Origin of the sequence: Arthrobacter sp. Rue61a (assembly GCF_000294695.2) — a bacterium.
GTDB lineage: Bacteria > Actinomycetota > Actinomycetes > Actinomycetales > Micrococcaceae > Arthrobacter > Arthrobacter aurescens_A.
Genome location: NC_018531.1, coordinates 1,099,013 through 1,112,798 on the forward strand (window position 1 = coordinate 1,099,013; position 13,786 = coordinate 1,112,798).

Sequence of the window (13,786 nt, forward strand, 5' to 3'; positions counted from 1 at the left end):
ACAGCCACAGCCGGGCGGGCTGGCTCCGGGCCCCGGCACATCGTCATGGACGAACTCTCCCGCGGGGTGGTGGACAAACTCGATCCCCAATCGGCGGCGTTCATCAATACCAGCGGCCTGGCCAAGGCCTCGCCCATGGGCATGGGCCTTTACCGGATTGAACCTGTGGGCAAGGTGGGCTCAGTCCGCACCGCCACGGTGCAGCTCGAAGTGCGTCCCAAGGATCGGCTGGGCCTGAGCCGGCTCCTCTTCCTGCTCAGTTACGCCGGGGAACAGGGCTTCCGCGACCATTCAGTGGAAGCCGTGGAACACCCGGATCTGTGGAGTGCCCTGGCGGAATCGCTGGCCCAGTTGGCTGACAGAGCGTTGAGCCGTGGCGTCCTGCAGGGCTACCTGACAGTGGAAGAATCGCTGCGCACCGTCAAGGGGCGTATCCGGATCTCGGACCAGATCTCCCGCCGTCCGGGAATGATGGTGCCCCTGGAGGTCTCCTACGACGAATTCACAGAGGACATTGCTGAGAACCGTATCCTCCGTGCTGCGTTGGAGCGGATGGGCAAGGTTCCGGGGGTTCGGCCGGATGTCCTGAGCCGCCTGCGGCAGCTTAAGGGAAAGCTCGACGCCGTCACCCGGCTTCAGTCCGGTGCGCCCCTGCCGCCGTGGCGGGCCAGCCGGATGAACCTGAGGTATCACGCGGTGCTGCGGTTGGCCGAGGTGATTCTCCGCAATGCTTCCGCCGAAGCCGGCGAGGGTAAACAGCAAACTGCGTCCTTCGTGGTGGACATGGGCCAGGTGTTCGAGGAATTTGTGGGGACCGCGCTGAGGGCGGCCATGAGTGCCCACCCGGGGGAAATGCGCCTCCAGTATGGGGCCCTCCTCAACGAAGCCGTTCGGGACTCCGATCGCCTGACTGTCCGCCCTGACGCGGTCCACTTCCTGGGTGGCCGCCCCGTGGTGGTCTATGACTCCAAATACCAGGCAGCTTCCGACGCCGGTGCCTCTTTGAGCGCCGACCACTACCAGTTGCTGGCATACTGCACGGCCCTCAGGGTTCCCACAGCTTGGCTCATCTACGCAGGGGCGGGGGAAGTAAAGCTGCGCCGTATCCTCAACACGGATATCGACATTGTGGAGTATCCCTTGGATCTGTCCTTGCGGCCGTCGGAGATCCTGGCTGCGGTGGCTGACTTGGCCGAACAATCATGGGGCGAAGTTGTACGCCAAGCTGTGGCGGGCCGGTCGGCGTCGGACTAGCCTGATAAGTAAATCTTCACGGATGGAGGCATCATGGCCCGCAAGAAATCGTGGCGCGATATGACCAAAGGCCAACGGATCATGCTGTTGGTCAGCGGAGCGGTGAACATGGCCCTGTTGGGCGCTGCGCAGCGAAGCATCGGCAAGACCCCGGACCAGCAAATCAGGGGCAAAAAGGCCATCTGGCGCGCAGTCTCCTTCATCAACTTCTTCGGGCCGGTCAGCTACTTCCTGTTCGGCCGCCGTCGCGATGCAGAGATGGGTCCAGCGGCAGCCAAGCACTGACGCTCAGGCTGGTATCTTCACGGTGAAAGTGGTGCCCTGGCCAGGCTCGCTGGCCACCATGATGGTGCCGCCGTGGGCTTCAACTATGGCTTTGCTGATGGGCAGCCCCAGGCCCACACCGGGAATGGTGCTGTTGCGGACACCGCCGGCGCGGAAGAACTTGGTGAAGGCCTCCGCCTGTTCCTCCTCATTCATGCCCATCCCGGTGTCCGTGACCCGGCAGAACACAAAGTCCTGGTCCTCCCAGGCCGCTACTTCCACGTCCCCGCCGTCGGGGGAGTACTTGATGGCGTTGGACACCAGGTTGTCCAGTACCTGCGCAATGCGGGACGAGTCAACGTGGGCTTCCAAGGCCTCCGGAATGTCCATGGACAATCGGATGCCGGCCTTCGCTGCGCGGGGTTCGGCAGAGTTGACGCTGCCCCTTACCAGCTCGGCCACGTCCACGGCATGGGGCTGAATGACGATCTGGCCCGAGCGCACAACCAGGAGGTCCGAGACCAGCGTGAGCAGCCGCTCAGCGTTGCGCCTGACGATATCCAGTTGCTTGCGGGCTCGGGCATCGAGAGCGTCCGGATCGTCCAGGATGAGTTCCACGTAGCCAAGGATGGACGTCAAGGGGGTACGGAATTCGTGGGAGACGTTGGCAACAAAGTCGTCCTTGGCGGCAAGCGCGTTCACCAGATCCGTCACGTCGCTGAACACCACCACTGATCCGGCAAACTTCCCGGCGTCGTCCACCATGGGACGTGCGCTCGCAGTGAAGGCACGTTGATCGGCTCCGGAGCCCAGCCACACGAGTTGGTCGGTGAACCGTTCGCCCAGCACAGCACGTCGCACCGGTCGACGGTCCACCGCCAGTGGCGTGGTCCTGTCCGATTCGAAGATCAGCAACTGGGATTCGTTGGGATCGTCGTTGTCCGAGGGAGTTGCCAAGGCGTGTGTTTGGCGTTGGCGGCGGTTCATGAGGATGTCGTGCCCGTCGCCATCAACAGCCACTACGCCCAACGGTAGGGTCTCCATGACGGTGTTGAGGAGCCGTTCCTGTTTGGTGCTGACGTCCAACGCTTCCTTCAGGGCCTCGTCCTTTAGCTCCAAAGCGCGTTGCTGGCGCACCATGCTCAGGGTCAGAACGCTGACAGAAACACCGATCCCCAGGATCAGTATGGGGAACAGGAGCGGTTTGGTGAAGTCCTGTTCACTGAGGGTGCCCCTCACGAACAGGGGAACCCAGACGATCCCCAACGGTCCAAGGAAGGACAGGACAATGGCGAGCTTCGGATACAACCCGGAAGCGCACAGCCAGATGACCGGCAGCACCACCAGGACACTGAGGCCGGTGATGGACTCCACCGCACCTTCCCGTCCGAAACCGATGGAGACCATGTCCAGGATGGGGATGGTGAGGAAGCTGGCGAAGGGGAGCCGGTGCCACGGCACCATGATGCACAGTGCCAGGAGGAGTGCCTGGCTCAGCAGGAAAATGAGGAACAGCGGATTTTCGAGGGTGGCCGGAAAATACAGCCAAACCAGGACGGCTGAAATGCAGACACACACAGACAACGGCAGTTGGCTGAGGACAACGCGCATACGCAGGGTATGTTCGTGGAAAGAGCGCCTAAAAACCAACAATTTCTTCTTTTCACCAATATCCCAAGTCGAAGGGTGGGTCATGGCACATCCACCAAAGATGCGGAAGAAAGTCGGTTCATGAGATCAGCCTAACCAAAATGGATATACTTCTGAGGTTATCGAAGGGGCTGAGGGGCAGCGATGAGTGAAGCACGTGTGGGGCTGGTCATTGAAGATGACCAGGATATCCGCGAATTGGTACGCGTAGTTCTATCCCAGGCGGGATTTGATGTGCATACTGCGTCCACGGGATCCGCAGGTGTGACATCGGCCCGTGAGCTGAATCCCGATGTTATTACCTTGGATCTTGGCCTTCCCGATATTGATGGTTTTGAGGTAGCACGCCAGATTCGTAAATCCTCCGACGCCTACATCATCATGCTCACGGCGCGCGCTGAAGAACTGGACACCCTGATGGGTCTGGAAGCCGGCGGCGACGACTACCTCACCAAGCCCTTCCGCCCCCGGGAACTGCGCGCACGTGTTGAAGCGATGATGCGACGGCCCCGCGCGTCATCGGAATCAAAGAGCGCTCCGGAAGAAGTGGTGGACCCGGAGATGAGCCATAACGGCTTGGCCGTTTCTGCCGGTTCCCGCACCGCGGTCCTGAACGGTACCGAGTTGAAGCTGACGCGCACCGAGTTCGACCTCCTGCTCGCATTGCTGGAGACGGGACGGATTGTTCGGACCAAGGCAGACCTCGCGCGTCGCCTCCGCAACGAACCGTACGACGTCGGAAGTTACGTCAGCGATGCTGACGAGCGTGCCGTTGAGGTGCACATGGGGAACCTGCGCAAGAAACTAGGCGACAGCATCCAGGCGCCACGGTGGCTTGAGACGGTCCGCGGCGTCGGCTACCGGCTGGCTCCTTCAAACAGTAACTAACCAACACGCAGAGGTTCGGCGGCGATGACGGGATGGTCGCGGCCCACCGGACCCATGGCGCCGGCACCTTGGGGAGACCCTAGTTCCTCGAAGAACTCCACGCTGGCCATGACGTAGTCGGCCCATTCATCAGGGACGTCGTCTGCGTAGTAGATCGCCTCAACAGGGCACACGGGGTCGCAGGCGCCGCAGTCCACGCATTCGGAAGGGTGGATGTAGAGCGAACGATCGCCCTCGTAGATGCAATCAACGGGACATTCCTGGATGCATGCCCTGTCCTTCACATCTACGCAGGGCTGGGCGATCACGTAGCTCATGGCGCCTTAGATGCCGGTGTAGACGGTTTTGCCCCACGTGTAGAAGTCCAGGGCGGACCTGCCTTGCTCACGGAAGGTGTTGGTGGAGGAATCCTTCACGCCTCCGAAGGGAACGTTCAGGTCAAGGCCTGCGGTGGGGCGGTTGACCTTCACCACGCCGGCCTGTACCCGGGCGCTGAAGTCCGTAGCGAGTGCCAGCGAATCCGTGCAGATACCGGCCGTCAGGCCGTAGCGGGAATTGTTGATCGCGGCCAAGCCCGCTTCATAGTCCGCCACTTCCAGCACGGCTACTACCGGACCAAAGATCTCCTCCGTCACCGCTGCGTCGTCCATGGGCAGGTCCGTAAGAACCGCGGCCGGGAAGAACAGGGGTCCGTTCGTGTCGCCGTCGTAACGTCCGTGCAGGAGCGTCGCTCCGCGCTCGACGGCGGCACGTACCGCTGCTTGGTCCTGTTCGAATTGCTGCTTGCTCACCACAGCGCCCATGCGTGCCCCGCCGTCGAGTCCGTCCCCGGTGGTGTACGCGGCAGCCTCTTCCACGAGTGCCTGGAGGAACGCGGTACGGATTCCCGGTGTCACGTATACCCGGGAGGTTGCGGTGCAGGCTTGGCCGGTCAGACCGAAGGCGCCGGCTGCCACTACCTGGGCCGCTTTGCGGGCATCGGCGTCATCGAGAACCAGGACGCCGTTCTTGCCACCCATTTCCAGCTGGACGCGTGCCCGGCGGGCATTCAGGATCTCCTGCAGCCCGAGGCCCACATTGGTGGAGCCCGTGAAGGATATACCGGCGATGCGCGGATCCCGGGCCAAGGCGTCGCCCACTATCCGGCCCTTGCCGTGCACCACGTTGAACACCCCTGCCGGCAGGCCGGCGTCCTGCAGGGCCCGGGCAAGGTGCGTCGCGGACAACGGGGTGAGTTCGGCGGGTTTGATGACAACGGTGTTGCCGCTGATCAGTGCCGGCGCGGTCTTCCACGCCGGAATGGCGATGGGGAAGTTCCACGGGGTAATGAGGCCTACAACGCCCAACGCTTCGCGGCGGGTGGTGATGGTGGTGTCCGGCAGGCCGCTTGGGAGGACTTCCCCGGTGGCAGCCCAGCCGAGCGAGCCGAAAAAGCGCAGAACGTCCGAGGCACGCTTGACCTCTCCCTTGGCCTCGGCCAGGGTCTTGCCTTCTTCTCGGACCAGGTCCTCGGCGATGGCGGTTTGGCGTTCAATGAGCAAGTTGCCAGCCGTGATGAGGATGGTGCCGCGCGAAGGTGCGGGCAAGGCAGCCCACCCGGGCTGGGCTGCTGCGGCTGCCGTGATGGCTGCGTCAACGTCTTGGGTTGAGCCGCTGGGGGAAAACGCAGCGGGCTCATCCGGACGTGCCGGGTTCATCCTTTGCGTGTCGGCCTCGCCGAGCCACTGACCATTGATCAGGTGCTGGGCGGCGATGGTGGCTTTTTGTCCGAGGGTGGTTTCCAAAGCTGTGGACGTCATGGTTTTTCCTTGTGAAGTAGTGGGGGCTAAAGGCTGCGGATCAGTCCGCCATCGCACCTGAGCGCGATGCCGGTGATGTACGACGCCGGCGCGCTGCACAGGAAGGCGGCAGCGGCACCAAACTCGGCGGGTTCTCCATAGCGGCGGGCGGGGATGGTCTTGCGGGATTCCAGCTGAATCTCATGCAGCGTAGTGCCGCGCCGTTTTGCTGCGGCTTGATCGAGCTGGGTGACACGGTCGGTGGCGATCCTGCCGGGGAGGAGCAGGTTCACGGTGACTTCGTCCAAGGCGACTTCCGCGGCGAGGGTCTTGAGGTACCCGGCCAACGCGGCGCGCCCCGTGTTGGATACGGCAAGGTTGGGCAGCGGGGCCACAACGCCGCTGGATCCAATGGCCAGGATGCGGCCCCAACGCCGTTGCCGCATCCCCGGGAGGACGTGGGAGACCAGTGCGTGATGGGGCTTAAGAAGAAGATCGAAAGCCGCGGCGATGTCCTCTGAGCCCAGGGTCGCCGCGGCGCCTGGCTTGGGGCCGGGACCGTTGAGAACCAGGATGTCGATTGGCCCCAAGTCGGCAACCGTCTGCTGCACTGCGGACTCGATGCCTTCGGGCGTGGTGAGGTCCGCTTCGATGGCCACGGCGTCAAAGCCGGTGGCACCCAGTGAACCGATTCCGTAAGCTGCTTGCAGCTCTGAGACGATGTCCTTGGCCCTGTCCCTGCGTCTGCCAACGATGGCCACTCGGACACCTTCGGCGGCCAACGCACGGGCCACGGCCAGGCCCAGCCCGCCCGTGGATGCAGCAACCATGGCGGTCTTTCCGGCGATTCCCAGATCCATCAGAAGCTCCCTGCCGTGGTTTTCGCGGCATCTAGTGCCCGGGCAGCTTCGCGAAGGTGCGTGCCCATGCCGGGCCGCAGGCTTCCCGGGAACCCTGCGGCCGGTGCCCGGACACCGGAGTCCTTGATGAGCCCGCGTTCCCGAAGGCACTCTTTCCGGATGGCCAAGGCCACTTTTGCCTGCTGCTCAAAATTGATCAGGGGCAGGAACGGCAAAAGCTCACGGTGGGCAGCTTCGTAGCCTTCCTCTTGCCACGCCCGGATACAGGAAATCAGGGCCTCGGGGTAGGAGAAACCCGTCATCGCCCCTGCGGCACCGGCCAGCAGTTCGTCCAAGAGTCCCTGCCCGCCGAGTCCACCGAAAACGGAGACGTCCACGGCGGCACTTAATTCCGCTATGGCGACGCTGGTGGGGGGTGCCTCGGCCTTGACGGCGACGACATAGTCGCAGGCGTTGACCACGGAGATCAGCGCCGGAGTGTTGATGGTGACGCCACTGGCCAGTGGATAGTCCTGCAAGACGACCCTGGCGCCGGTGGCGCGATGAATGGCGTCCAAGTGTGCAATCAGCGTCTCGGATGCGGCCGAACTGGCCTGCACCATGACGGCAGCCAAGCGTGCCCCGGCGGCTTCCTGGGCGGCGATTACCTCTTGGATCGCCGGGCGGGTTGCCAGCGCGGTGATGCCCACCACCAGTGGCAGTGAGGTGCTTTCGACGACTGTTTCCAAGACGTCGCGCCGTTCGTCTGCTGTCAGGGCGGCGGCCTCGCCAAAGACGCCAAGGACCGTCAGCCCGGTGGTGCCAATGGATTCGTAGTGCTCAACGAGTTCGGCCAGGCTGTCCAGGTCCACGTCCAGCGTGCTGCCCTGGAATGGTGTGGCGACGACGCCCCAGACGCCGGCAGGCAGGGATTCTCGGTTTTTGGGCGCAGAAGATTGCGTCATGGTTGCTTCCTTTCAGTGCGAACCGGGTAAGTACGGGGACGGGATGCCTAGCTGCCAGGCCATACTGGAGGCCTTTTCTCCTGAAAGGCCCTGACGCCCTCGGCGGAGTCCTCGCTGTCCAGCGCGGCCATGAGGGCGGGAAGCCGTAGGCCCCGGGCCTCCTTGGCGGTCAGATGCGTGGTCTGCGTGACCATCTGTTTCACGGCCCGTACGGAGGTGGGTGCACAGGCGAGGATCTGGTCCACCCAGCGTTGCACCGCGGCGTCGAGTTCTTCAGCAGGCACAACCTCGTTGACGAGCCCCATGGATTGCATTTCCGTTGCACCTGCCTTGCGGCCGGTCAGCAGCATGCCCATGGCCTGCGTGTACGGGATCCGCCGCACCAACTGGTGGATGCCGCCGTCGAGGGCCAGTCGCCCAACCCGGGGCTCGGTCAGGCCGAACTGTGCGGTATCGGCAGCCACTACGATGTCCGCGCCCAGCACCATCTCCATACCGCCGCCCAGGGCATAGCCGTTCACCCGGGCAATCACCGGAATGTCCAGGCTGGTGCGCAGGCTAAGTCCACCAAAACCGTGGGGGTCCAGGCTGGCCCAGTACTCCAATCCGGTCTTGTCCACGGCTGAGGCGGACATGTCCGCGCCCACCGAGAAGGCCCGGGATCCGGCGCCCGTGATCACCACCGCACGCACTGTTGGATCTTTCTCCAGCTGTTCCCAGATCCCGTTGAGCCGGGCCTGTGCGGTGGCGTCGACTGCGTTGAGCACGTGCTGGCGGTCGATCACCACCGTTGCCACGTTGTTCTTGATGGTGAGCGTGACGGTGTCAACCCGCTCGTCAACTGAAGTTGTCACCGCAGGACTCCCAACTGCTGCAGGCGTTCAATGGTTTCTGCATCGAAGCCGTTCTCCACCAGGACTTCCACGTTGTGCTCGCCCAATCGGGGAGCGGTGCGGCGGACGGTGGGCGGAGTGGCGGAGAGCCGGATGGGTGCGTTCAGCATCCGGACTGTCCCCACGGTGGGGTGTTCGGCTTCAACAATCATGCCGTTGGCTTCGGTTTGCGCGTCCGCCAGGGCTTGCTCCAGGGTGTGCACGGGCGCGTTCAGCAGTCCCTGTTCTTCCAGCTTCGCCGTCCAGTATTCGGTGGTGTTGGTGGCGAAGTGCTCACGGAAGATGGCCTGCAGGGCGGGTTTGTTCTTGAACTGCTGCTCCAGGGTTGCAAAGCCCGGCCGTTCCGTGAGGTCTTCATCGAGGTCCAGAGCCTCAGAGATGCGGGCCAGCGGGTCAGGCGTGAAGCCGCCCACCATGCACACGGCACCGTCGGTAGTCTCAAAGACACCGCTCAGTGGCATGGCGCCCCAGTTGACCTCGTAGCCGCGGTTGAGCTGCATGCACGCCTCCTGCATTTGGAGGTGCAGCATGGAGTCGTACATGGTCACCTCCACTTTCTGGCCCGTGCCCGAGGTTTCACGGGTTCGCAAAGCCAGGAGGATGCCCTGCATGAGGTGCATGCCGGTGATGTAGTCGCACAGGGTGGTGGGGTAGATGGCAGGTTTCATGTCCTCGGACTCGCGCCGCCACATCACACCGGAGTAGGCCTGCGCGATCGCATCCTGGCCGCCCTTGTGAGAGTAGGGCCCTTCAGGGCCGAACCCGGTGCCGGAAGCCCAGATAATGCCCGGGTTGTTGGCCTTCAGCTCCTCGTAGCCGAAGCCCATGCGCTCCATGACGCCGGAGCGGAAGTTGCTGACCACCACATCGGCGTCAGCCATGAGCCGGCGTAGCACCTGGCGCCCTTCGTCGGTGCGGGTGTCCACGGAGACGCTGCGCTTGTTCCGGTTGATGGACAGGAAGATCGGATTGTCCTGGCCGTCCTGGTCCGGGAATGAGTTGCGCGAAATGTCACCGGCGCCGGGGCGTTCCACCTTGATGATGTCCGCGCCATAATCTCCCAGCAGCTGAGTGCAGGAGGGCCCCATGAACACCTGGGTGAAGTCAATGATCTTGATGCCCTCCAGAGGCAGCGGCGCCGGAGCCGAGGCGGCGCGTGCCGCCGTCGTGATTGGTGCTTTTTGCAGATTCACGGGGTCCAGGGTTACGGAGCTCATGCCGGCACCGCTGCCGTTGCGTCCACCGTGGCGTTCGACGACGGCACGTCGCCTGGGTCTGCGCCGTGGCGGCGCATGCCCTGCTGGATGTCCAGTGCGGAGACGTCCAGGACCAGGAGGTTGTTCTCCACTGCGAGTGCAGCTGCGACCCCGACGGCCTGGCCCATGGCCATGCAGGGCGGGATCTCGCGGGACATCTTCTGGGCCTCCGGTGTTGCGGAGTAGTGGCGGCCGGCCACCAGGAGCTGGTCCACTTCCTTGGGCAGGAGCGAGCGGTACGGGTAGTAGTAGTCGCGGCCGCGGGCCACGGTGTCGGCAAAATGGCGGCGCTGGGTCACGTCGTCCTTGGTCATGACGTACTCGCCCTGCAGGAGCCGGGTCTGGCGGACACCCATCTGGGAGGCGACGTCCAGCATGTAGCAGTTCTCGAAACCCGGGAGGTTGGCGCGGACGTAGTCCACGGCCTCGGAGATCCGGTCCCGGGCTGCGAATTCGGCGGCAGTCATGTCTGCCGGGTCAACGCCGTCAAAACCGGACATGTGCGGGGCGTTGCACCAGACCACGCCGTCGATGGGGGTCTTGAGCCACCACAGCTCCCAGGCGCCGCCGAGGAGTCGCTTGATCTTGCGGTTGATGGCGCGGGCTTCCTTGGGGTTGGCCTGCTCGAAGGCTTCTGCGGCCTTGGTGTCCACGTTGCCCAGGCGGAAGACCAGCGTGGTCAGGTAGTTGTCCTTGGCGTAGCTGGCGCCGGCACGGGAAGCGACGTCGATGTCACCGGTGGTGTCGATGACGACGTCGGCCATAAAGGCTTGCGGGCCAAGTTTCGTTTCGACGATGACGCCCTTGATCACGCCGTTGTCCACGATGGGTCGGGAGAACCAGGAATGCAGCCGGAGGTCCACGCCGGCCTCGCGGACGAGGTCGTTGGACACCCGCTTCCAGCCATCGGGATCGAACGCAGCGGCGTAGCAGATGGGCTTGGGGTTGGTGTGCGAGTGGAAGTCGAAGGTGCCATAGCGGCCCCACTTGTTCCAGAGTTCCTCGGAGGTCTTGCGGTCATCGGCGGGCGGGACGATTGCCAGGCCCAGTTTCTGCAGACGTTCCACGTACTCGGAGACGATGCCGGTGACGGTGATTTCCTGACCGTTGATCATGTCGTCGAGCACCAGGACCATGCCACCTGAGGCCAGGCCACCCAAGGACGAGTAGCGCTCCAGGAGCGTGACCTTGGCGCCGGAGCGCGCAGCGGTGACGGCAGCGGCGACGCCTGCGGGGCCGCCACCAACCACCAGGACATCGGAACGGGAGATGACCGGGGCAGTGAGGTCCGCCGTCGTAATGCTGAGTTCAATGGACGAGCTGAGTTCAATGGTGTTCATGAGGAGTCCTTACTTGCCGACGAAGATGCCGTTGGAGCGGCGGGCGGCGAGGTAGAAAACGATGCTGAGGATGGAGAGGACGGCCACGTAGACCGGGAAGACCCAGGTGATGTTCAGGGATTGGAACCAGACCAACAGGTAGGAAGCCGTGCCGCCGAAGAGAGCCACACCGATCCCGTAGCCCAAGGCCACACCTGTTCCGCGGATGTTCTTGGGCATCAGGGATGAACTGACCACGTTGTAGAGGGTCATGTTCAGGACGAGGACAATGGAGCCGCCCAAGAGCACTGCTGCGAAGCCGCCAATCCCAGGCTGGACGTACATCAGCATGAGGAACACGGAAGGGATGGCAAGGATGCGCGTGATCAGGAACCACTTGGACATTGCCTTGCCGTCGGCCAGTTTGCCGATAACCCAGCTGCCGATCACCAGGACCACCCCAAGGATGGTGGTGAGGGCGAAGACAGCAGTGGGGTCTTCCTTGAACCCGCTGCGTGCTGCGCTGGGCAGGCCCACGTTCCAGGCGTAGTTGTAGGCCTGTGCTGCGCCCACCACAAAGATGATGGCCAGGACGGAGAGCCAGTGCTTGCGCACACCCTTCCACACCGCACGGGGAGTGTTGGTGGCCATTTCCTCCTGCTTGAGGGTCTCAGGGAGGGAGCGGCGCAGGTAGAGCACCACGAAGCCGAACAGGGCGCCGATGATGAAGGGTACGCGCCAGCCCCATTCGGACATTGCGGCCCCGCCAAGGACCAAGCTGCACAGGAAGCTGATGAGCGAGGCAAGCAGAATGCCGATGTTGACGTAGAAGGACATGATGCCGGCCACGTAGCCTTCGCGGCCCTCCGGAGCGAGCTCCACGGCGTGTGAGGTGGAGAGCGGAGCTTCGATGCCGGTGGAGATGCCCTGCAAAATGCGGCACACAACGAGGATGATGCCGGCCGCGGGGCCTATGGTGGCGTAGCTCGGGGTAACGGCAATGATGAGGGTAGTGCCGGCCATGAGCATGATGGAGAGCAGCATGACGCGCCGCCGGCCGATGCGGTCCGCCAAGGTTCCCAGCAGGATGCCGCCTAGGGGCCGGAAGGCAAAACCGACGGCGAACACGGCCAACGCGTTCAATGTTGCGGACAGCGGATCGGTGTTGGGGAAGAAATTCGGTCCGATGAAGGCGGACAGGAGGCCGAAGACCATCCAGTCGTACCATTCCAGGGCGTTTCCGAGGCCCAAGCCAAGGAGTCCTTTGCGCACCTCGGGGGTGAATTTCCCGTTCTTTTGGGGGGATGAAGTGGTGGTGCCTGTTGGCGGTACTACGTTGTCCGCCGTTTGCGTGTCGAGCATGGAAGTGTCCTTACGCTGACGCCCCGAAGGGCGTGGGAGGGTATGACGCATCAACGCCTGTTGGAGGAGGCGCGTGATGCGAATGTGGCAAGGAGTGTCAGCGGCCACGATGTCGTGTCCGGACAGTTAAGGGAAAACGCCGGCGCCGTTTGGGGGCGCCAGGGTTACCACGCGTGTGGTGCGTTGACCCAGATGGCTACGCATACCTCTTCGTAGCTGTTCTTGTACCAGTGGGGGATCTCTGAGGAGTAGGTGATGGAGTCGCCCTCTTCAAGGCTGTAGCAGACGCCGTTCAAGTAGACGTCCTTACGGCCGGAGATGATGTAGCAAAACTCTTCACCGCTGTGGGTAAAAGGGGTGTCGCTGGTGTCATGCCCTGGGGGCGTGCTGATCCACTGCGCTTCAATGCTGCCATCGCGATTGGGGGTCAACAGTTCGTGAACTGCCTCTCCCACAGACTCGCGGGTGACGTTCTTGAGGTTGCGGCGATCGGACCTGCGGACCACGGGGGACTTTGATTCATCCTGGCCTATGAAGAATCTCCCTACGGGGATGTCCAAGCCGTGGGCAAGCTGGGCCAACGTAGTGAAGGAAGGGTTGGCCATGCCGCGTTCGATCTGGCTGACGATCGCCTGGCTTAGGCCGGTAACGTCCGAGAGCTGGGCGAGGGTCATGCCCTTTGCCTTGCGCATGGTGCGCACCTTGTTTCCGACAGTCACCAGCAGTTCGCTGGTGGCTGGTGGAGCAGGAGTCTCGGTGGTCATGGCCGCATCCTTCGTTGGTGAGCTAACTCACACAACTATAGTGAAGATTTTTAGCGAGTCAATGGTTTCTATTCAATAAGGTGAAGAAATTTACAGAATCCGTGTTTCCAGCTCGTCTATGGTGCCGAAGACGAAGCGGTCGATTTCATGGACCTGCGCGGAGAGCTCATGCAAATGCTCCGCGCCGGGCAGGAGCCGGATGCTGATCTCCAGCTCCTCTGCCAGCCGGTTCATGCAGATGGCACCCACCATGTGGCTGGACGTTTTCAGGCTGAGCACCGCGTCCATGGCGTCTTCGATGTCCAGTTTTTCCAGTGCCCGATGCAGACGCGAAACCCGCCACGGCAGCAAGGCTATGTAGTTCCTGACGAACGCTCCGATGATGGCTTGGTCGCCGCCCAGCTCTGCTTGGAGTTCGGTGAGGACGGTGCGATCCACCAGGGCGTCGGTGCACTCGTCGTACTCAGACACCAAACCCCTCCCGCCTCCAAACAATCGATTCACGATTCAACAGTAGGACCCGTGGAACTTCCGCAGCGCCACAAATCCAAAGA

Annotated in this window: 14 protein-coding genes; 3 read left to right on the forward strand and 11 right to left on the reverse strand. The window is 63.0% G+C overall.

The genetic code is table 11. The features are described 5' to 3' along the window. Positions 1–45 precede the first annotated feature (45 nt). The gene (locus tag ARUE_RS05155) at positions 46–1,254 is read left to right on the forward strand and encodes a 5-methylcytosine restriction system specificity protein McrC (protein WP_014920960.1); all 1,209 of its coding nucleotides are present in this window, start codon (positions 46–48) and stop codon (positions 1,252–1,254) included. A gap of 33 nt (positions 1,255–1,287) precedes the next feature. Further along, positions 1,288–1,539, forward strand: coding sequence for a PLD nuclease N-terminal domain-containing protein (locus ARUE_RS05160; protein ID WP_011773806.1), 252 nt, complete (start codon positions 1,288–1,290; stop codon positions 1,537–1,539). A gap of 3 nt (positions 1,540–1,542) precedes the next feature. Here the strand turns inward: ARUE_RS05160 and ARUE_RS05165 are convergent, their stop codons facing one another. Next, on the reverse strand, positions 1,543–3,213 hold the full coding sequence (locus ARUE_RS05165; RefSeq protein ID WP_014920961.1) for a sensor histidine kinase: 1,671 nt from the start codon (positions 3,211–3,213) through the stop codon (positions 1,543–1,545). Positions 3,214–3,312: 99 nt separating this feature from the next. Between ARUE_RS05165 and ARUE_RS05170 the strand changes: the two genes are divergently transcribed. Continuing rightward, a complete protein-coding gene (locus ARUE_RS05170) occupies positions 3,313–4,056 on the forward strand; it encodes a response regulator transcription factor (protein WP_011773808.1) in 744 nt (247 codons plus the stop codon). On the opposite strand, the gene fdxA is transcribed toward ARUE_RS05170, so the two are convergent. The 10 genes from fdxA to ARUE_RS05220 form a co-directional block, all read right to left on the reverse strand. Further along, entirely contained in the window at positions 4,053–4,373 is a 321-nt protein-coding gene (gene fdxA / locus ARUE_RS05175) for a ferredoxin (protein WP_011773809.1), read from the reverse strand. The genes ARUE_RS05170 and fdxA overlap by 4 nt on opposite strands. Positions 4,374–4,379: 6 nt before the next feature. After that, on the reverse strand, positions 4,380–5,855 hold the full coding sequence (locus tag ARUE_RS05180) for an aldehyde dehydrogenase family protein (protein WP_014920962.1): 1,476 nt from the start codon (positions 5,853–5,855) through the stop codon (positions 4,380–4,382). Positions 5,856–5,881: 26 nt separating this feature from the next. Beyond that, positions 5,882–6,694, reverse strand: a complete 813-nt coding sequence (locus ARUE_RS05185; RefSeq protein ID WP_014920963.1) for an SDR family oxidoreductase — start codon at positions 6,692–6,694, stop codon at positions 5,882–5,884. Then, on the reverse strand, positions 6,694–7,638 hold the full coding sequence (locus tag ARUE_RS05190) for a dihydrodipicolinate synthase family protein (RefSeq protein WP_014920964.1): 945 nt from the start codon (positions 7,636–7,638) through the stop codon (positions 6,694–6,696). Before ARUE_RS05190 ends, ARUE_RS05185 begins: the two co-directional genes overlap by 1 nt. 47 nt (positions 7,639–7,685) lie before the next feature. Continuing rightward, positions 7,686–8,492 carry an enoyl-CoA hydratase-related protein gene (locus ARUE_RS05195; RefSeq protein WP_011773813.1) on the reverse strand — a complete coding sequence of 269 codons (807 nt, stop codon included), beginning with the start codon at positions 8,490–8,492 and terminating at the stop codon, positions 7,686–7,688. Beyond that, positions 8,489–9,748, reverse strand: coding sequence for a CaiB/BaiF CoA transferase family protein (locus ARUE_RS05200; RefSeq protein ID WP_014920965.1), 1,260 nt, complete (start codon positions 9,746–9,748; stop codon positions 8,489–8,491). The genes ARUE_RS05195 and ARUE_RS05200 overlap by 4 nt, the downstream gene beginning before the upstream one ends. Beyond that, complete coding sequence (locus ARUE_RS05205) at positions 9,745–11,127, reverse strand: FAD-dependent oxidoreductase (protein ID WP_014920966.1); 1,383 nt, start codon at positions 11,125–11,127, stop codon at positions 9,745–9,747. The genes ARUE_RS05200 and ARUE_RS05205 overlap by 4 nt, the downstream gene beginning before the upstream one ends. Before the next feature lie 9 nt (positions 11,128–11,136). Further along, positions 11,137–12,468 carry an MFS transporter gene (locus ARUE_RS05210; RefSeq protein ID WP_014920967.1) on the reverse strand — a complete coding sequence of 444 codons (1,332 nt, stop codon included), beginning with the start codon at positions 12,466–12,468 and terminating at the stop codon, positions 11,137–11,139. A gap of 164 nt (positions 12,469–12,632) precedes the next feature. Continuing rightward, entirely contained in the window at positions 12,633–13,232 is a 600-nt protein-coding gene (locus ARUE_RS05215) for a helix-turn-helix domain-containing protein (RefSeq protein WP_014920968.1), read from the reverse strand. A gap of 90 nt (positions 13,233–13,322) precedes the next feature. Continuing rightward, a complete protein-coding gene (locus tag ARUE_RS05220; RefSeq protein WP_014920969.1) occupies positions 13,323–13,703 on the reverse strand; it encodes a hypothetical protein in 381 nt (126 codons plus the stop codon). Positions 13,704–13,786: the final 83 nt, after the last annotated feature.

Coding starts and splice junctions, on each gene's coding strand:
- ARUE_RS05155 (WP_014920960.1), top strand. CDS start 46: ATGGACGAACTCTCCCGCGGGGTGGTGGACAAACTCGATCCCCAATCG.
- ARUE_RS05160 (WP_011773806.1), top strand. CDS start 1,288: ATGGCCCGCAAGAAATCGTGGCGCGATATGACCAAAGGCCAACGGATC.
- ARUE_RS05165 (WP_014920961.1), bottom strand. CDS start 3,213: ATGACCCACCCTTCGACTTGGGATATTGGTGAAAAGAAGAAATTGTTG.
- ARUE_RS05170 (WP_011773808.1), top strand. CDS start 3,313: ATGAGTGAAGCACGTGTGGGGCTGGTCATTGAAGATGACCAGGATATC.
- fdxA (WP_011773809.1), bottom strand. CDS start 4,373: ATGAGCTACGTGATCGCCCAGCCCTGCGTAGATGTGAAGGACAGGGCA.
- ARUE_RS05180 (WP_014920962.1), bottom strand. CDS start 5,855: ATGACGTCCACAGCTTTGGAAACCACCCTCGGACAAAAAGCCACCATC.
- ARUE_RS05185 (WP_014920963.1), bottom strand. CDS start 6,694: ATGGATCTGGGAATCGCCGGAAAGACCGCCATGGTTGCTGCATCCACG.
- ARUE_RS05190 (WP_014920964.1), bottom strand. CDS start 7,638: ATGACGCAATCTTCTGCGCCCAAAAACCGAGAATCCCTGCCTGCCGGC.
- ARUE_RS05200 (WP_014920965.1), bottom strand. CDS start 9,748: ATGAGCTCCGTAACCCTGGACCCCGTGAATCTGCAAAAAGCACCAATC.
- ARUE_RS05205 (WP_014920966.1), bottom strand. CDS start 11,127: ATGAACACCATTGAACTCAGCTCGTCCATTGAACTCAGCATTACGACG.
- ARUE_RS05210 (WP_014920967.1), bottom strand. CDS start 12,468: ATGCTCGACACGCAAACGGCGGACAACGTAGTACCGCCAACAGGCACC.
- ARUE_RS05215 (WP_014920968.1), bottom strand. CDS start 13,232: ATGACCACCGAGACTCCTGCTCCACCAGCCACCAGCGAACTGCTGGTG.